Source organism: Pseudaminobacter salicylatoxidans, assembly GCF_003148475.1.
GTDB classification, from domain to species: domain Bacteria; phylum Pseudomonadota; class Alphaproteobacteria; order Rhizobiales; family Rhizobiaceae; genus Pseudaminobacter; species Pseudaminobacter salicylatoxidans.
Genome location: NZ_QGGG01000001.1, coordinates 141,202 through 159,942, shown reverse-complemented (window position 1 = coordinate 159,942; position 18,741 = coordinate 141,202). Strand labels below are relative to the sequence as shown.

Annotated in this window: 16 protein-coding genes; 6 read left to right on the top strand and 10 right to left on the bottom strand. The window is 62.8% G+C overall.

Features of this window, described 5'->3' with window-relative positions; translation table 11 throughout:
* Positions 1-2 precede the first annotated feature (2 nt).
* Positions 3-689 carry an ABC transporter permease gene (locus C7441_RS00705; protein WP_019173707.1) on the top strand — a complete coding sequence of 229 codons (687 nt, stop codon included), beginning with the start codon at positions 3-5 and terminating at the stop codon, positions 687-689.
* Positions 690-710: 21 nt separating this feature from the next.
* On the opposite strand, the gene C7441_RS00700 is transcribed toward C7441_RS00705, so the two are convergent.
* From C7441_RS00700 to C7441_RS00680, 5 genes are all read right to left on the bottom strand, one after another.
* Positions 711-1,460 (bottom strand): ABC transporter ATP-binding protein, encoded by a 750-nt coding sequence (locus C7441_RS00700; protein WP_170124984.1) that lies wholly within the window; start codon positions 1,458-1,460, stop codon positions 711-713.
* Positions 1,461-1,471: 11 nt separating this feature from the next.
* Positions 1,472-2,245 (bottom strand): ABC transporter ATP-binding protein, encoded by a 774-nt coding sequence (locus C7441_RS00695; protein WP_019173709.1) that lies wholly within the window; start codon positions 2,243-2,245, stop codon positions 1,472-1,474.
* Between the two features lie 12 nt (positions 2,246-2,257).
* Entirely contained in the window at positions 2,258-3,400 is a 1,143-nt protein-coding gene (locus tag C7441_RS00690; RefSeq protein WP_109611277.1) for a branched-chain amino acid ABC transporter permease, read from the bottom strand.
* Between the two features lie 6 nt (positions 3,401-3,406).
* On the bottom strand, positions 3,407-4,435 hold the full coding sequence (locus tag C7441_RS00685) for a branched-chain amino acid ABC transporter permease (RefSeq protein ID WP_109611276.1): 1,029 nt from the start codon (positions 4,433-4,435) through the stop codon (positions 3,407-3,409).
* Positions 4,436-4,544: 109 nt separating this feature from the next.
* A complete protein-coding gene (locus tag C7441_RS00680; RefSeq protein WP_210205590.1) occupies positions 4,545-5,888 on the bottom strand; it encodes a substrate-binding protein in 1,344 nt (447 codons plus the stop codon).
* 145 nt (positions 5,889-6,033) lie between these two features.
* Here C7441_RS00680 and C7441_RS00675 point away from each other — a divergent pair, with 145 nt between their 5' ends.
* Positions 6,034-7,566 carry a helix-turn-helix domain-containing protein gene (locus C7441_RS00675; RefSeq protein WP_109611275.1) on the top strand — a complete coding sequence of 511 codons (1,533 nt, stop codon included), beginning with the start codon at positions 6,034-6,036 and terminating at the stop codon, positions 7,564-7,566.
* On the opposite strand, the gene C7441_RS00670 is transcribed toward C7441_RS00675, so the two are convergent.
* The 3 genes from C7441_RS00670 to C7441_RS00660 are packed head-to-tail and all read right to left on the bottom strand — an operon-like array spanning position 7,563 to position 10,980.
* Positions 7,563-10,304 carry a sensor histidine kinase gene (locus C7441_RS00670; protein WP_109611274.1) on the bottom strand — a complete coding sequence of 914 codons (2,742 nt, stop codon included), beginning with the start codon at positions 10,302-10,304 and terminating at the stop codon, positions 7,563-7,565. The two genes, C7441_RS00675 and C7441_RS00670, sit on opposite strands and share 4 nt — an antisense overlap.
* On the bottom strand, positions 10,305-10,598 hold the full coding sequence (locus C7441_RS00665; RefSeq protein ID WP_109611273.1) for a hypothetical protein: 294 nt from the start codon (positions 10,596-10,598) through the stop codon (positions 10,305-10,307).
* Positions 10,591-10,980, bottom strand: a complete 390-nt coding sequence (locus C7441_RS00660) for a response regulator transcription factor (protein WP_019173716.1) — start codon at positions 10,978-10,980, stop codon at positions 10,591-10,593. Before C7441_RS00660 ends, C7441_RS00665 begins: the two co-directional genes overlap by 8 nt.
* A gap of 604 nt (positions 10,981-11,584) precedes the next feature.
* On the opposite strand from C7441_RS00660, the gene C7441_RS00655 reads away from it, so the two are divergent.
* From C7441_RS00655 to otsB, 4 genes are all read left to right on the top strand, one after another.
* Positions 11,585-12,661, top strand: coding sequence for a glycosyltransferase family 4 protein (locus C7441_RS00655; RefSeq protein WP_109611271.1), 1,077 nt, complete (start codon positions 11,585-11,587; stop codon positions 12,659-12,661).
* Between the two features lie 4 nt (positions 12,662-12,665).
* Complete coding sequence (locus C7441_RS00650; protein ID WP_109611270.1) at positions 12,666-14,834, top strand: amylo-alpha-1,6-glucosidase; 2,169 nt, start codon at positions 12,666-12,668, stop codon at positions 14,832-14,834.
* A gap of 129 nt (positions 14,835-14,963) precedes the next feature.
* Positions 14,964-16,757 (top strand): alpha,alpha-trehalose-phosphate synthase (UDP-forming), encoded by a 1,794-nt coding sequence (locus C7441_RS00645; RefSeq protein ID WP_109611269.1) that lies wholly within the window; start codon positions 14,964-14,966, stop codon positions 16,755-16,757.
* An 11-nt stretch (positions 16,758-16,768) separates the two neighbouring features.
* On the top strand, positions 16,769-17,518 hold the full coding sequence (otsB, locus tag C7441_RS00640; RefSeq protein ID WP_109611268.1) for a trehalose-phosphatase: 750 nt from the start codon (positions 16,769-16,771) through the stop codon (positions 17,516-17,518).
* 55 nt (positions 17,519-17,573) lie between these two features.
* On the opposite strand, the gene dps is transcribed toward otsB, so the two are convergent.
* On the bottom strand, positions 17,574-18,062 hold the full coding sequence (gene dps / locus C7441_RS00635) for a DNA starvation/stationary phase protection protein Dps (RefSeq protein WP_109611585.1): 489 nt from the start codon (positions 18,060-18,062) through the stop codon (positions 17,574-17,576).
* A 239-nt stretch (positions 18,063-18,301) separates the two neighbouring features.
* Entirely contained in the window at positions 18,302-18,601 is a 300-nt protein-coding gene (locus C7441_RS00630; protein WP_109611267.1) for a hypothetical protein, read from the bottom strand.
* Positions 18,602-18,741 lie beyond the last annotated feature (140 nt).

Sequence of the window (18,741 nt, the reverse complement as noted above, 5' to 3'; positions counted from 1 at the left end):
CGATGGATCTCGACCTCATCCGGCAAGCGGTTCCGGTCCTGTTGAAGGGACTGAACGTCACCGCCATGCTCACCTTCCTCTCGGTGGCGATCGGCTTCAATCTCGGCCTGGGCCTGGCCATCATGCGGATATCGTCGAACCGATTCCTATCCGGCTTCGCCAAGGGATACAGCACCGTGTTCCGCGGCACGCCGCTGCTGGTGCAGATTTTCCTGTTCTACTACGGCCTCGGCCAGCTTCCCCTGGTCAAGGACAACGCCGCGCTGTGGTGGGTGGTCAGCGATGGCGCCCGTTGCGCGGTGCTGGCGCTGGCGTTGAACACCGCCGCCTACACGTCCGAGATCCTGCGCGGCGGGCTGATGTCGGTGCCGGCGGGTCTCATCGAGGCCGCCCAGGCCTGCGGCATGTCGCGGGTTCTGCGCTTCCGCCGCATCGAGTTCCCGCTCGCGATCCGGCAGGCCCTGCCCGCCTATGGCAACGAACTGGTGCTGACCGTGAAAGGCACCAGCCTGGCGTCCACCATCACCGTGCTGGAAGTCACCGGCTACGCCAAGCGGCTGATGAGCCAGACCTATGCCGTGTTCGAGATATTCGCCATTGCCGGCGCGCTCTATCTGGTGACCAATCTGATCCTGATCACCCTCGTGCGCGCGCTGGAACGCCGCCTCATGCGCCATCAGCAGCGTTAAGGCGGTCGGCATCACAGACGATCAGATCGCCAGATATTCGTTGCGCAACTCCTCGCTTTCGAGAAGCTCCTTCGCCGACCCGGCAAAGACGAGCTCCCCGGTGTCGAGGATGACGGCGCGGTCGGCAAGGCGAAGCGCCGCAACCGCGTTCTGCTCCACGATGATGGTGGTGATGCCGCGCTCCTTGATACCGTAGACGATGCGCTCGATCTCCTTGACGATGACCGGCGCCAGCCCTTCATAGGGCTCGTCGAGCAACAGGAGCTTCACCTCCCGCGCCAGTGCCCGCGCCACGGCCAGCATCTGCTGCTCGCCGCCGGACATGGTCACCGCCTCCTGCTTGCGCCGCTCGGCAAGGCGCGGGAAATGCTCGTAGAGTTCTTCCACCGACATGCCGTGCCCCGGCGCCACCTGCGCCAGGATGAGGTTTTCCTCCACCGTCATGCCGGGAATAATGCGCCGGTCTTCCGGCACCATCTGGATACCGGCGCGCGAGGCCTGCCAGGATTTCATGGTGTGGAGCGGCTTGCCCTCCAGCCAGATTTCGCCCGAGCGCAGCTCCGGATCGTCCATGCGGGCAATGGTGCGCAAGGTGGAGGTCTTGCCGGCCCCGTTGCGGCCGAGCAACGCCAGGATTTCGCCCTTGCGCACGTCAAGCGTGACGCCCTGCACGATGTAGCTCTCGCCATAATAGGCGTGAGCGTCGCGCACGGCGAAGAAGGCTTTGGAGGGATCGGCCTCGGTGGCGGCCGAGATCGCTTCGCGTTTCATCATCATCACGCTCATTCCACGCCTCCGCCCAGATAGGCTTCCTGCACACGCGGGTCTTCCTTGATCTCCTGCGGCAGCCCCGATGCAATGATGCGCCCCTGCGCCAACACCGAAATGCGGTCGGCCAGCGAGAAGACGACATGCATGTCGTGCTCGATGATCACCTTGGTCATGCCACTGGACTTGATCTTGCGCAGAAGCTCGATGGTGGTGTTGGTGTCATGCCGGCTCATGCCGGCGGTCGGCTCGTCGAGCAGCAACAGGCGCGGCCGCTGGATGAGGCACATGGCCAGTTCCAGCCGCCGCTTGTCGCCGCGCGACAGCGAACCCGCATGATGCTCGCGACGGCCATGCAGGCCGATGTCGTCGAGAATGGCTTCGGCCTCCTCGCGGATCTCGTGCTCGGAACCGACGCTGCGCAGCATGTTGACACGGAAAGCGCCGTCGCGCCGTGCAAAGGCGGGCGCCATGACGTTGTGCAGCACCGGCAGGTCCGGAAATATCTCCGGCGTCTGGAACACCCGCGAAATGCCGAGCTGGTTGATCTCGTAAGGCGCCTTGCCGGTCAGCACGGTGCCATCGAAGATGACGGCTCCGCTCGACGGCGGGATGCGCCCGATGATCACGTTGAGCAAGGTCGACTTTCCGGCGCCGTTGGGGCCGATGATGGCGTGCGTCTTGCCTTCCTCGACCTGCAGGTCAATGTCGGAGAGCGCACGCAGACCGCCGAAGTTCTTGTGAACGTCGGCCGCGTGGAGGATGATATTGGGTGGTGTTATGCTCATGGCGTCCGCCTCCTACTCCGCCGGTTGCGTGGAGGAGACGCGCTCAGGCGCCTCCTTTCGGCGTCTGAGGCGCGCCATGAAACGATGGAAGCCTTCAACCAGGCCGCCAGGCAGGAATACCACGATCAGCACGAACATCAGGCCCAGCGTGAGCTGCCAGCCCTCGCCGACGAATTTCGACAGCACCGTCACCACGAAGCCCTGCACGCCGTCCGGCAGGAAGGAGAAGGCGTTGTTGAGCATATTGGTGTTGATGGCGGAGAAGATATTCTCGAAATATTTGATCAGCCAGGCGCCGATGACAGGCCCGAACAGGGTGCCGACGCCGCCCAATATGGTCATCAGCACGACATTGCCCGATTCGGTCCATTTCATGCGCTCCGCGCCCGCGAGCGGATCGGTGATCGACAAGAGCGCACCCGCCAGGCCGGCGAACATGCCGGAAATGACGAAGGCCGCCAGCGTGTAGGGCCGGGTGTTGAAGCCGGTATAGTTCATGCGCGTCTGGTTGGACTTGATGCCGCGCAACGCCATGCCAAACGGAGACGCGAATATTTTCTGCGACAGGTAGAAGGCCAGGATCAGGATCACCGCGCACAGATAAAAGCCGGTATAACCGCTGACCGAATTGCCGATCAGCGTCGGTTGCGGCAGCCCGGCGACATCGGCTTGCGCGCCGAAGATGGCATCCAGATAACGCGGATCGTTACGCGCCAGCAGCAGGCCGGTCTCGCCATTGGTGATCGGTGTCAGCACTGAATAGGCGAGACTGTAGCTCATCTGCGCGAAAGCCAGCGTCAGGATCGAAAAGTAGATGCCTGTGCGGCGCAGGCTGAAATAGCCGATGACGAGGGCGAACACGCCGCTGACGATGACCGCAAAAACCATGGCCGGCAAGACATCCATGCTCAGCAACTTGAAAGCCCATACCGTCGTGTAGGAGCCGACGCCGAGAAACGCGGCGTGGCCGAAGGACAGGTAGCCGGTGAGGCCGAACAGGATGTTGAAACCGATGGCGAAGATCGCATAGATCGCGAATTTCTGCATGAGGCCGGGATAAGAGGCGCCCAGTGGCGCCAGCCAGATCGGCATCGTCAGCACCACGACGGAAAAAACCGCGAGTGCGACGAGGTCCTTGCGAGAAAGCGAGAACATGGCGGATCAGCTCTCCATGATTCCGCGCCGTCCCATCAGGCCGCGCGGACGCACGAGCAGGATGATGACTGCGACAAGGTAAATGATGACCTGGTCGATGCCGGGAATGAGGGACTTCACCTCCGTCATCGACGCGAAGGACTGCAGGATGCCGAGCAGGAAGCCGGCCGCCACTGCCCCCGACAGCGAACCCATGCCGCCGACCACGACGACCACGAAGCTCAGCACCAGGAAGTCCATGCCCAGGTGATAGTTGGGCGCAAGAAGCGGCGTGTACATGACGCCGGCCACGCCCGCAACCACCGCCGCCAGCCCGAAGACGACGGTGAAGCGCCGGTCGATGTCGATGCCCATCAGCCCGACTGTTTCGCGATCCGCCATGCCGGCGCGAACGACCATGCCGAAGGTGGTGAACTGCAGGAAGGCAAAAACACCGCCGATGACGAGACCGGAGAACAGCAGATAGATCAGCCGCCACCACGGATAGGTGAGAACATGCGGGGCCATGCCGAACCAGACGCCAATATCGGCCGCGCCGCGCAGATCGGTCGGGATCGGCTGCGGAATGGGGTTGGCGCCGAAGAAGCTCTTGACGATCTCCTGAAGAACGATAGCCAGCCCGAAGGTGACGAGAATCTGCTCTGCGTGGCTGCGCTTGTAGAAATGCTTGATGATACCGCGCTCCATGGCAATGCCGATGAGAAGCATCACGGGAACCGCAAGCAGGATCGAGATCGGTACCGAATAATCGACCAGGATCGCGCCGAAATCGCCGAACCAGTTCTGCACCAGCGGGGTGCGGATTTCCACCGGCGCGCCCCAGGGAGACAGCTTTTCGGGGTCGACGGTCACCGTTTCGAGGGTGATCAGATAGCGGAAGGTGACGGCACAGAAGCAGCCGAGCATGAACAGCGCACCATGGGCGAAATTCACGACGCCGAGCGTGCCGAAAACCAGCGTAAGGCCAAGAGCGATCAGCGCATATGCGCCGCCCTTGTCCAGCCCGTTGAGCAACTGGGCCAGGAACACATTCATCTAAATAACCCTTCGATGCGAGACGGTGCGCATTGCGGATTTCTGGGGCAGGCGGCGACGGACCTGCGCCCCGCCTGTTCAGGACAGGCGGGGCAAGGCCGGGTCATCGTCAGCACTCGTTGGGTTCGTACGGGCCCAATTCTCCGCCGAAGATCGAGGCATCATAGGTGACGTCCTCGCGCGTCGTCTTGCCGATCACGTTGAGCACGTCGAAGCGGCTGCTCGGGTTCTCGTTGCCGCGCACGACCAGAACTTCCTTGAAGCACTGATGGTCGCTGTCGCGATAGACGGTCGGGCCGTTGCCCATGCCGTCGAACTCGAAGCCTTCGAGCGCCTTGATGACCTCCGGCGGATAGAAGGTTCCTGCGCGCTCGACCGCGTCGGCATAGAGGATCGCCTGCACGTAGCCGGTGTGGGCCGACTGCGAAGGTGGCGCACCATAGGCTTCGCCATAGGCTTTGGTGAAGGCCTTGGTGCCCTCGTCATCCAGCGACCACTGCCAGTTGGAGGTGCCGATGATACCCTTCACGGCCTCGCCCGCGCCAACCGCCATCAGTTCGGAGAACATCGGCACGACGATCTCGAAGTTCTTGCCGTTTGCCTGCCGGTCGCGCAGGCCGAACTGTACCGCCTGCGGCAGCGAGTTGACCATATCGTGGCCGTAATGGTTGAGGATGAGCACGTCGGCGCCCGAGTTCAGCACCGGCGTCAGATATTGCGAATAGTCGCCAAGGCCGAGCGGCGTGCGCACCGTGGCGACCGTCTCCCAGCCGAGCGCCTCGGTGGCGTTCTTGATCGACTCTTCCTGCGTCCAGCCCCAGGTATAGTCGGCGGTCAGATGGTAGGCGCGGCGGTCGGTGCCATATTCCTTGGCAAGGAAGGGCGCGATGGCGACGCCGGATTGATAGGCGTTGAAGAAATGCCGGAAGCCGTAGCGGCGCTTGTCCTTGCCAGTCGTGTCGTTGGAGTGCGTCAGGCCGGACATGTAGATCACGCCCATTTCCTGGCACAGGCTCTGCTGCGCGATCGCCTCGCCGGAAGTGACCGAGCCGGTGACCATGATGGCCTTGTCGCGCTCGATCATGCGGCGGGCGCCATCGCGCGCGGCGTCAGTGTTGGTCTGGGTGTCGCCGGTCACATATTCGACCTTGCGGCCCAGCACGCCATTGCCCTTCAGGGCAATCGGCTTGAGCGTGTTGAGCATGCCGCCATCGCCCTCGCCGTTGATATGCTTGACGGCCAGTTCGTAGGCCTTGAGCTGCTCCAGCCCCTCCTCCGCATAGGAACCGGTCTGCGGCACGTTGAAGCCGAACACGATCTTGCCGTTGGTCGGGTCGTTGCAGAAATTCTGGGCCCACGCGCCCTTGGTGAAAATGTGCGGCGCGCCGAGCGCAACGATACCGGCGCCCGCGCCCTTCAACAGGGTGCGCCTGTTGGTACGGAAAGTAGCCATTTTATCTCCTCCACGCGGCCGACGCTTTCGGTTCCGCGGGAAGAGTCTGGCACAAAATGTCATAACCTCAATAAGTATTTGACATTAAAAGTGTTTTTTGTCAAAAATCGAAAATTCGTAAATTCATTGGTGTAAAGAATTTACAATGGCACAGGTCAGAACGCCGATTGGCGCCCGTATCCGGCGCAAACGGATCGCCGCAGGACTGTCGCAGGTCATGCTGGCGCGCGCGCTCGGAATCTCGGCCAGCTACCTGAACCTGATCGAGAACAACAAGCGCGCCATCGGCGGCAAGCTCCTGCTGCGTATCGGCGAGCGCCTCGGCATCGATCTCGAGCATCTGTCCGGCGAGAGCGAAGCGCGCACCATCGCCGCCATCGGCGAACTGATGGCCGAACCGGTAATGGCCGGGATCGACATCGAGCCCGACGCGATCCGCGATCTCGTCGCCCGCTTTCCCGAGGCAGGAGCCGCCCTCGGCCGCCTTCACCGCGCCTATGCCGACGCGACCATGGAGATCGAGGTGTTTCGGCACCGGCTGAAATCGGACCCGCTGCTGTCGCAACTCCTGCATGAAATTCTCAACCGCATAGCAGGCATCAAGTCCGGCGCCGAGATTCTGGCCGAAATTCCCGACCTTACGGACACGGAACGCTCCCGCTTCATCGCCACCATCAATTCGGAGGCCCGGGAACTGGTGCCTACGACCCGGAATCTGGTCGCCTATTTCGATCAGACCGCCGCGCGGCAAAGACCTATCTCGCCCATCAGGGAGGTCGATGAAGCGATCTTCGCCAACAGAAACCATTTTCCGAAACTCGAAACCGTTGCCGATGAGCTGCACCGGGAACTGGCCGCCGAGGGGAAGCTCCAGGAAGCCACAATCGCCGAGGCGCTGGAAAAGCGTTTCGGCATTGCCTGCCGCACACAGCAGGCCGCCGCCCTTGCGCCGGAAACCATCGGCACCGCGGCACTCCCGTTTCCGGAATCCATGACCCGCCCCGCCCGGACTTTCCGCATGCTGCGGGCCTATGCCGCTCAGGCGGCCTCCGCGAGCCTCGACGACGCGACGGGGCGGCTCGATCTTTCCTCGGATGAAGCCAGAAGGCTGGCCCGGCGCGCGCTTTCTTCCTACGTCGCCGGCGCGATGATGATGCCCTATGACGATTTTCTCTCCATGGCCGAGGAGAGACGCTACGATGTCGAACTGCTGAGCAGCCTTCTGGGCGTCAGCTTCGAGCAGGCCGCCCATCGCCTCGTCACGCTGCGCCGCAAGGGGCGCGAGGGCGTGCCCTTCGGCTTCCTGCGCGCCGACCGTTCCGGACGCCTTACCAAGCGCTTCCCCCTTCCCGGCCTGACCATACCGGGCTTCGGCCATGGCTGCCTGCTCTGGCCCATTTACGATGCCTTTTCGACCAATGGTGTGGCACGGCAGGTTTCGACATTCCCCAGCGGCGGCCGCTTTCTGCTGTTTGCCAAAGCGGTCTCCAAGCAAGCTGCAAGCTTTCGGGAAAAGCCGCTGGTGTTCTCCGTCATGCTCGCCTGCGACATCGTGCATGCCGACAGGACGGTCTATGGCGACGGCCTCGATCTCGGTGGTCAGTCGGTGGAAGTCGGGCCGTCCTGCGTTCCATGTCCACGGCTGAACTGTGCTCACAGACAGGAAATTCCGGTTTAGGCCTTCTCCGCAATTGCGGTCGGCCCCGCCTCCTGGCAGACGGGAAGAACAATGCGGAAGCAGGCGCCGGGCAGTGCGCCGCGCGTCAATTCGAGCCGCCCGTTCAGCTTGTCGATGATCTTGTGGCTGATGTTGAGGCCGAGGCCCAGCCCTTGGGAATCCGACATCGTGTCGGGCTCGGCGCGGACAAATTTCTCGAAGATCTTGTTGTGATATTGCGGCGGAATACCGGGACCGTTGTCGGAAATCTCTACCACATAACTGTCCGCCATAAATCGCGAGACGACATGGACCACGGGTTTTTCGGAATCGTTGTGCGAGATGGCGTTGGCGATGATGTTGATGAACACCTGGCTCAGCCTGCCCGTATCGGCCAGCACGAAGCAGCTTCCTGCGCGCGTCCCGCTCTCGATCAGGACGAAGCGCTTCTTGGCCAGCGCCTCGCACACGGCAATGGCCTGATCCAGAACTTCCTCGGCATCGACCGGAACGTTTTCCCAACCCCGTTCGCCATGTTCCAGGGCGCTCAGGTCCAGAATTTCGTCCAGCAGCCGCGTCAGCCGCACGCTCTCATTGTGTATGGTGCCAATGAAGCGCACCCGCTGCTCCAGGGTCAGATCTTCCGGAACCATGAGAATCTCGGCGAAAGACCGGATCGACGTCATGGGCGTGCGCAGTTCGTGGCTGACCTGCGACAGGAAGTCGTCCTTCTGGCGATGAAGATCCTGCAGAAGCGCATTCGCCTCCTTCAATTGCTGGGCGGTCGAGTGCAACTCCTGCGACTTCAGCTCCAGCGCATGCGAATATTCGATGGCCTGCTGGGTCTCGTCGGCGATCTGCATCATTTCTTCCAGCGAGATCGTGTCACCGGCCACAGCCTTGGTGAGCAGGATATGCGCCGAAGCCGAGCCGATCGAGCCGGCCAGTTCCCGTTCCAGCCGGGCGATGAAGTCCGCCGACACGCCATGTTGCGGAGCGGCCTGCCTGTGCGGAACGCCGGCGGAATCGAACAGCGCCCGCGCCCGGCCCCAACCCAGCACCCGCTCGGCCACGAAGAACAGTTCGCTGGTGGATGCCGAGCCGCGGATGATGCGGGGCTGGAACGATGGCGAACGGCGGAAGACATCGACGAACAGCGAAGCCTGGATGCGCTCGAGCGCATTCTGGCTGGTCGCCACCGAAACACATAACAGGGTTGAGACATTGGCAAGCACGCTCCAGAACACCGAATGGACGAGCGGATCCATGTCTGCCATGCCGAACAGCGCCTCGGGGCGCAGCACGCCGACACCCCAGGGCCCATCGGCGACAAGTTCGGCCATCGTCGGGCTGAAGGAGGCGAAAGATGGCAGGAACAGCGTCCACGCCCAGACGATGAAACCGGCCGAGATGCCGGCGAGCGCGCCCTTCATCGTCGCCCGACGCCAGTACAGGGCCGCCAGCATGGCGGGCAGTATCTGGGCGACGCCGGCGAAGGAAATCAGGCCGATGGGCGCCAGCGCGTCGGAATCCTGTGTCAGCCAGAAATAGAGGAAGCCGAGCAACAGCATGCCCGCTATCGAGATGCGGCGGCTGCGCAGCAGCAGCCGGGCGATGTTACGCTCGCCGCTCTCCTCACCCAGCGGAACGGCGCGCAGGGCGAGCGGCACCACGATATGATTCGACACCATGATCGACAGGGCAATCGAGGCCACGATGATCATGGACGTGGCGCTGGAGAAACCGCCGATGAAGACGAACAACGCAAGCGCATCGTGGCCGGTCACCATCGGCAAGGTGAGCACGAACATGTCCGGGTTCGATCCCGCCGGCATGGTCGAGAGGCCATAAAGCGCGATCGGCATGGTGAACACGCTCATGACGAGCATGTAGGAAGGAAACGCCCACGCGGCGGTGCGCAGGTGGTCCTCGTTGGAATTCTCCACCACCGTGATCTGGAACTGGCGCGGCAGGCAGATGACCGCGCAGGCGGACAGGAACATCACGGCCACCCAGCGGCTGCCGAAAGGCTCGTTCTCATGGATGCGCACACCTGCTTCCACCGCACGCGCATAGATGTCGGAGATGCCGCCACTGACACCAAAGACCACGAACACGCCGACCGCAACCAGCGCCAGGAGCTTCACCACCGCCTCGAAGGCAATGGCCGCCACGACACCCGGATGCTGTTCGCGCGCATCGACATTGCGCGTCCCGAACAGGATGGTGAACACCGCCATGCCGATCGCGACGCCCAGCGCCAGCGTCACCTCGTCCAGCGTGGCCAGATGGTCCGTCCCGTCGCCCTTGGCGACCGAAACGGTCTGGATCGAGGTGGTGATCGCCTTGAGCTGCAGCGCAATATAGGGGGTGATGCTGACCACGGCGATCAAGGTGACCAGCACCGCAAGCCGGCTCGACTTGCCGAAGCGCGAGGACAGGAAGTCGGCGATCGAAGTGATGTGCTGGCTGTGAGCGATGCGGATCAGCTTGCGCAGCAGGAACCACCAGCCGACGAAGACCAGTGTCGGCCCCATATAGATCGCCGCGAATTCAAGTCCGTTGCGAGCCGCGGTTCCGACGGCACCGTAGAAGGTCCAACTCGTGCAATAGACCGAGATCGACAGCGTATAGACCACCGGAGAGCTGAGAAAACCGGCATTGCCGCTCTTGGCGCGGGCATCCGACAGGTAGGCGAGCAGGAAAAGGAGCCCCACATAGCCGACCGCGGTCAGGATAACGAAATCGGGCGACAGCATTCAGGTCGACTCTGGCGGCTCCGCCACGGACGGGGCGGCGTTTTCTGCATCCGTCCTGGGCGTGCCTTCACGGAACTGGCGCGCGCGCGACAGCAGGATCGCGCCGGCAATGACCAGTATCCAGACGCCGAACAGGTAGGCCGTTTCGAAAGGCACCCCGAACGGCAATCTCAGATCGGCGAACAGGTTGAGAAGCGGCGGCGAAAGTAGAACGACGCCGAAGAAAGGCACCAGAAACGCGATGTCCTCCCTGTCCGTGCGCTCCTCGCGCGAAGATGCGGGCGGCCTAGGCATGGGCGGCAGGGCTCGGCTGGCTTTCGAGAATGCGACGCACCGCATTTACGACGTCGCCATTGGCATATGGCTTGGTAATGAAGCCGTCCGCCTTGAGGTCCATCGCCGCCTGGCGGTCATATTGCTGACCACGCGCGGTGAGGATCACCACCAGGGTGGAAGCCGTCGCCTCGTTTGAGCGCAGCGTCTTGAGTACATCGAGGCCGCCGCGTTTCGGCAGCATGATGTCGAGCAGCAGCATGCGGGGACGGATTCTAAGCGCCGCCTCCAGCGCGGCTTCGCCGTCGCGCGCCACATCGACCGACCACCCGCACCGGGTGAGGATGAATTCAAGCGATTCCAGTATCGCCTGCTCATCTTCCACAATAAGAATGTCCGTCATCACAGCAGCCCCTCCCAAGGCTGTGAACGGTTTTGCCGCACTACAAACGCGATGCGGCAACTGCCGGAATTTGCGAATTCCGGTCTTGTTCTTGCAAGTTTCTATCCCAGTCCAAACCGCCAGCTAAATCAAGCAGCGAATAGTCGTAGACCAGCTTCTGATAGCGCCGCTACGGTTGCCAGCGGCCGGGAGGCATGCGCCGAGCTGCATGGCGGGACCAGGCCAACCGGCGACCATCCCTTGCTGCATTGCACAAGACGCAATGCTGCCATGCGAAATAAAGGCTGGAGCGGCACCCCGAACCGTGTAGAGTGTGCTTACTGAATTTCGTCGGTTTCTACCTCCTCCCGGAAACTGACGAATATGGTCGACTTTCACCTCCTCCCGATTGTCGACCACCTATATGACGCCCGCCGCTCCTCCTCCCGCGGCGGGCGTTATCCTTTTTCCCCTCACCTGACCAGCTCCAGACCGGCTTTCTCTCCGAGACAGACCACCTGATCCGGGGAACCATCCGTTCACGCAGGCATTTCGCCCCTGAACCGGTCGAGCCGCGAACAGGCGCAACCATGCTCCGACATGAGGACCAGGCGAGAATTGCAGCATGAGAATCGCACATGTTGCCCCCCTCCATGAATCCGTGCCGCCACGGCTTTATGGCGGAACCGAGCGCATAATCTCCTACCTGACCGAAGCGCTGGTGGTGCTGGGCCATGACGTGACGCTCTTCGCCAGCGGCGACGCCGTCACATCGGCCCGCCTGGTTCCCTGTCGCGAACGGGCCCTGCGCCTCGATCCGAACCCGCTGAAGTCGGAGATCGCCGCGCATCTGGCCATGCTGGATGAGGTACGCCGCCGCGCCGACGACTTCGACGTCATCCATTTCCACCTCAGCCATTTCCTGCATTTCCCGTTTTTTGAGCATATGGCGCAGCGAACCGTGACGACGCCGCACGGACGCCTCGATTATGCCGACCTCGCGCCCGCCTACAGGCGCTTCCCGCACTTTCCGATGATCTCCATCTCGCGCAGCCAGCGTGCCCGGTTGCCGCAGGCCAACTGGATCGCGACCATCCAGCACGGTCTGCCGCTCCATCTCTATGAGCCCGACTACGAGGCGCCACGCGAAGGCGTCTATCTTGCGTTTCTCGGCCGGCTGTCGCGCGACAAGCGGCCCGACCGCGCAATCGAGATCGCGCGGCGTGCGGGTCTGAAGCTGAAGCTTGCCGCCAAGATCGGCGACGACGACCGGGCCTATTTCCACGAATGCGTGGAACCGCTGATCGACGGCGAGCGGGTCGAATATATTGGCGAAATCGAAGAGGCGCGCAAAGCCGGGTTTCTCGGCAATGCGGCCGCTCTGGTCTTTCCCATCGACTGGCCTGAGCCCTTCGGCCTTGCCGTCATCGAGGCGATGGCCTGCGGCACGCCGGTGATCGCCTGGAACTGCGGCGCCATGCCCGAGATCATCGACGATGGCGTTACCGGCTTTCTTGTGGAATCGATCGAGGATGCGGTAGCCTCGGTGCCGGAACTGTTGCAACTCGACCGCCGCCAGGTACGCAAGACCTTCGAGACGCGCTTTTCGGCCACGCGCATGGCGCATGAATATGTGGCGGCCTATGCAAGCCTGCCGGGCAACCGCGTCGCCAGTCCGGCAGCAAACCAGACCGTGGGATGAGGCCATGAGTGTCACGCCTCTCGACGAACGCAAGCTCGATCCGGCCGTCGCACTGGCGGCTCTCGACGAAACGGCCCCACGGGAACCGCACCGGCTGTTCGCGCTCAAACATGGCGACTGCTTCGCCGTGGCGGATGCCTATGGCGACATACGCGGCATCGGCGACGGCTTTTTCCGCGACGACACGCGTGTGCTTTCCGAATTCCGCCTGACGCTCGGCGGCCGCTCCACCTCGCTGCTCGGCGCTTCGCTGAGCCAGGACAATGTGCTGTTCACCACCAACCTCACCAACCTGCCGATCGAGAGCGCTGGCGGTCGCGACATACCGCAGGGCGGCATCCACATCGAGCGTGTGCGGCTGATCTGGCAGGACCGGCTGTTCGAGCGCATCACGCTCTCCAATTACAGTCAGGAGCACTCAACCGTATTGCTGTCGTTACAGTTCGCCGCCGATTTCCGCGACATGTTCGAGGTGCGCGGGTCGGCGCGAACGAAACGCGGCGTCACGCATGCGGCCGAGACCGGCGACAATTCGGTCCTGCTGCGCTACGAGGGGCTAGACAAGCTTGTGCGCAGTTCGGTGCTGGCCTTTTCGGAAACGCCGGACCAGCTTCTGGAAAACCGCGCCGATTTCTACATCGCCATCACCAAGCGCAGTCGCCGCACCCTCTATGTCGAGGTCGGCGCGCAAGCGGAGGCCCCGCCCGGACGCGAACGCTTTCGCGCGGCAGCCGCCCGCGCACGCTTCTCCATGCGGGCCAAGCGGCGTCATGGCGCCACCGTCCACAGTTCCGGCCGGGTGTTCAATGACTGGATCCAGCGGGCGCGCGCCGACGTAGCCCTGCTGACTACCGAGCTTTCCACCGGCCCTTACCCCTATGCCGGCATACCCTGGTTCTCCACCGCCTTCGGCCGTGACGGCGTGATTTCGGCGCTTCAGATGTTGTGGCTCAATCCGGGGTTGGCGCGCGGCGTTCTCGCCTTCCTGGCACAGCATCAGGCGACCGAAAGCTCGCCGTTCAGCGACGCCCAGCCGGGCAAGATCCTGCACGAAACACGCAAGGGCGAGATGGCGGCACTCTCGGAACTTCCCTTTGGCCGCTACTATGGCGGCGTCGACACCACGCCGCTCTACATCCATCTGGCCGCCGCCTACGCCGAGCGCACCGGCGACATGGATTTCATCGACCGGTTGTGGGGCTCGCTGACCGCAGCCGCCGGCTGGATGGAGGAGGCCAGCCGCGCCACCGGATTCGTCACCTACCAGCGCGCGGCGGTTTCGGGCCTGGCCAATCAGGGCTGGAAGGACAGTTACGATTCCATCTTCCATGCCGATGGGCGGATCGCCAGGGGGCCAATCGCGCTGGTCGAGGTTCAGGGCTATGTGTTCGCCGCCTATTGCGGTCTTGCCACGCTGGCGAAACGCCGTGGCGACGATGAAGCGGCAAGTCGTTGGGAGCGCAAGGCCGGGAAGATGTGCGCGCGCGTGGAAGCGCAATTCTGGCAAAGCGATCTCGGCACCTACGCGCTCGCCATTGACGGCGAGGGCCAGCCCTGCAAGGTGCGCACCTCCAATGCCGGGCACCTGCTTTATGTCGGCCTGCCCACGCCGGAACGGGCGCGGATGGTTGCGGACCAGCTTCTTTCGGCGTCGTTCCACTCGGGTTGGGGCATCCGCACGCTGGCCGACGACGCGATCTTCTTCAATCCTATGTCCTACCATAACGGCTCGATCTGGCCGCACGACACCGCCATCTGCACCGCCGGGCTCGCCCGTTACGGAATACGCGACAGCGTGGTGCGGCTGATGAGCGGCACCTTCGAGGCTGCCGTGCATTTCAACATGCGGCTTCCCGAACTGTTCTGCGGTTTTACGCGGGCGCCGGGCGAAGCGCCGATTGCCTACCCGGTCGCCTGCCTGCCGCAAGCGTGGTCGGCGGGATCGACCTTCATGTTCATGCAGGCGTGCCTCGGCGTCGAGATCGACGGAGGCCGGGGCCTGATCAAGGTGACGCGGCCCCGGTTGCCCATCGGCATCGACAATCTCGTCATCCGCCACCTGGACGTAGGCAATGTCCCTGTCGACCTGAGCTTCCAGCGCGTGGGAGATCGCGTCGTGGCCTACCTGGACGACCAGCATGAGGGACAGGTGCCGCTCGTCGTGCGTACATGAGCGATTGCTGGAACAGAATGCCGTGCGACGCGTTGGCTGCATTGTGACCGGACACGAAGAAAGCCGGATGAATCCCCTATCGCGTTCGTGAAAGCCTCCTGGCTGCGGGCCTGAGGTGTTTCAAGTATCATGACAAACAGCAGCTCGGACCTGTTCCTTTCCCTCTCGGCGATCTGGATTCTCGTCTGCGCCAGCCTTGCGCTGTCGATTATGGCGGTGGTGATGGTGCTGCGTTCGCGCCGCGGCCGTCGCAGAAGCTTTGCGACGGAACGTCCCGCCGCCCATTCCGGCGCGGAAGCCGCCCATACATTGCTGCGGGAAACCGAAAAGAACGGCCAGTCGGCCGACGCGGCGCTGGTGAACTGGACACCGGACACGTTGCGCAGGATTCTTGCAGACGAACTGCCCGATGCGCAGGTCATCGTGGTTTCCAACCGCGAACCCTACATCCACAACCTCAAGGACGGCGAGATCGAACTGATCGTGCCGGCCAGCGGCCTGGTTTCGGCGCTGGAACCCATCACGCGGGCGTGCGGCGGCACGTGGATCGCCTATGGCGGCGGCTCTGCCGACCGCCTCACCGTCGACGCCAACGATCGCGTACAGGTACCCCCTGACAACCCCTCCTATGTGCTGCGACGCGTCTGGCTGAACCAGAAGGAGCATGACGGCTACTATCTCGGTTTCGCCAATGAAGGCCTATGGCCACTGTGCCACATCGTCTTCACACGCCCTGTTTTCCGTGCTTCCGACTGGGAGACATACGAGGCCGTCAACCGCAAGTTCGCCGACATCGTGGTAAGGGAGGCGCGCAACCAGCGCCCCATCGTGCTGGTGCAGGACTACCACTTCGCGCTGCTGCCGCGCATGATCCGCGCGCGACTGCCCGAAGCGATCATCATCACCTTCTGGCACATTCCGTGGCCGAATTCGGAAGTGTTCAGCATCTGTCCGTGGCGCGAGAAGATCCTCGACGGGCTGCTCGGCAGTTCCATCATCGGCTTCCACACGCAGTTCCATTGCAACAATTTCACCCAGAGCGTCGACCGCTTCCTGGAAAGCCGCATCGAGCGCGAGGACGCGGCCATCTCCTATGGCGGACAGGCAAGCCTCGTGCACGCCTATCCGATCTCCATCGAGTGGCCGCCTGCATTGCTCGAAAGCCTGCCACCGGTCGCCGACTGCCGCCGCGCCGTCCGCCGGAAATACGGGCTGGCCGACGATGTGAGGCTTTGCGTTGGCGTCGAGCGGCTCGATTACACCAAGGGCATACTCGACCGTTTCCACGCGCTGGAAGACCTGTTCGAACGCCACCCCGAATGGATCGGCAAGCTCACCTTTCTGCAGATCGCCGCTCCCAGCCGTGGCACGCTGCCAGCCTATCGCCGGCTTCATGAGGAGTGCGTGCGCTGCGTGGAAGACCTCAACCGGCGCTTCGGCCATGACGGCTACAAGCCGGTGCTGATGGTGGCGGAACACCATTCCCAGCGCCGGGTCTACGAAATCTACCGTGCGGCGGACCTGTGCATGGTCACCAGCCTGCATGACGGCATGAACCTCGTCGCCAAGGAATTCGTCGCGGCGCGCGATGACGAGCAGGGCGTACTGCTTCTCTCGACATTCGCGGGCGCATCGAAGGAGCTTCTGGAGGCACTGATCGTCAACCCATACGATGCCGCCATGATGGCGGATGCGCTCCAGCAGGCGCTGACCATGCCGGCGGACGAGCAGCAAAGCCGGATGCGACGCATGCGCGAGATCGTGCGCGACAACAATGTCTATCGCTGGGCCGGCAGCATGTTGCTGGACGCCGCCCGCTTGCGCAAGCGCAGCGACACGGAACGCGTGACGACCGACAACGGCCTGCCAGGCGGCGGCAATGTGGTCGCCATGTTCCGACACAACAGGGTTGCCGCGCGGTGAAGGGTTTTGACATGCCGCCGCCACCGCCCGATCTCAACCCCGGCGACTGCGCGCTTTTCCTCGACATCGACGGCACCCTGCTGGAACATGCCGCACACCCCGACGCGGTGGTCGTCAGTGCGAACGTTCGCGACCTGCTGGCCACGCTGCAACATGATCTGGACGGGGCTCTGGCGTTCGTCACGGGCCGTTCCATTGCCACGGTGGATCGCCTGTTCGCGCCCCTGAAGCTGAGGACTGCCGGACTCTACGGGCTGGAGCATCGGCTGGAACCGGATGGTATGGTCGAGCTCGCCGACGAACCGCCGGATATCACCGCGCTGGCCGAGGAAATCGAAGCCGAATTTGCGCAGCAGGACGTTCATATCGAGCGCAAGGGACCTATCCTGGCCATCCATACGCGTGCCGCGCCGCATCTGCTTGCCCGCTCGATAGCGCTCGTCGAGGAGGCACTGGCACGCCTGCCATCCGGCTATCGCGTGCTTGCCGGCAATGCCGGGGTCGAATTGATGCCGCTGGAAGCCGCCAAGGGCGCCGCGATCCGGCGCTTCATGGCCATGGCCCCCTTTCGCGGACGACACCCGGTTTTTCTCGGAGACGATACATCCGACGAGAACGGTTTCGAGGCCGTCAACCAGGGCGGAGGATTCTCGATCCGTGTAAAACCCGATGGCGTGACACTTGCTCGCTACGCCGTGACAGATGTCGAAGGCGCGCTGGATTGGCTGGGGCGTCAGGTCGAGGCGAGGCGCAAGGCCTGATCCCGTGCGACCGAGTTCGATACGCGGCCGCGCCTGTCTCTCCCAGCCTGCCTGCTTACTCTGTTTCCTGCGTATGCGCCTCGAGGAACCAGAGCGACTTGTCGAGCGACTGGGAATAGGCGGTGAAGATATCGGCCGTGCCCATATCGCCAGCCTCTTCCGCCTCGGCAATGGCCTCGCGCGCGTTCTTTGCCGCGAGCGCATAGCAATCGATGAGCGCCGCGAGATGATCCTTCGTCTTGTAGATGTCCGTCGGATACGGCTTCAGCGGCGTCTTTTCGACAACCACCTGGCTGGTGCCGAGAGCCGTGCCGCCGAGCTGGACCGCGCGTTCGGCAATGGTGTCGACATGCGTGTCGAGATCGGCGCGGAAACCATCGAGCATTTCGTGAATGGCGATGAACTGCGGCCCCTTCACGTTCCAATGAGCCTGCTTGGCAATCAGCGACAGGTCAATCGCATCGGCCAGCCGCGCATTGAGAAGCTCGATCGATACCTTCTTTGCGTTGGAATTCAGATCGTTGCGCGTGACAAAAGACGTCATATGCACCTCCATGCGTTATAAACTTCGTCAACAATAATTAAGTGACCCTCACAATACACACGTAGGAATTCATTATTGTATTTCAATATGTTCATACGAAGTAGGAGGAATACCATCGCGATGGCTCCCGCCTTGCCGACAATCACTTCCGGGATCGGCCATCCGGATGCGGCAGGTGTATGAAACCACCGGCCATTCAGCCGCATCCGCCAGCGTGTGCTATCGGCAGTCAAAGAGGCTCAGGGAACCCTGTCGCTTGCAACGAGACCGCCTTCGCCTTCCAGGCGTGCGATGCGCCTGGCTTCGGATTCGGTGAATTTCAGCCGGACGCCGATGCCACCGCCGTTTTCCTCGATGAACACGGCGCCAAGGTCCTCGAGGGCAGCTTTGAGCGCTGAGATCGTCTCCGGCGCAGGCTCCTCAAGCTTGCGCTCGAATTGCTCGATGACGGCTTCATCGACAGCAGAGCGGCTGGCCAGCTTGGCACGGGTTATTTCGACAAGTGCGCGTCCCGCGCGGCATTGTGAACCGGTGATCACGGCGTCTCCTTTCTTCCAACAGGAATAAGATGGTCAGAAACCTGTTGGAAATCAAATAGGTACCGCCGGAAATCTGGAGGAGTTCGCGAAACGTCGCCAGCGCGCGCGTTCGATCGGGTGGCGCGCCGAAGCGCGCCACC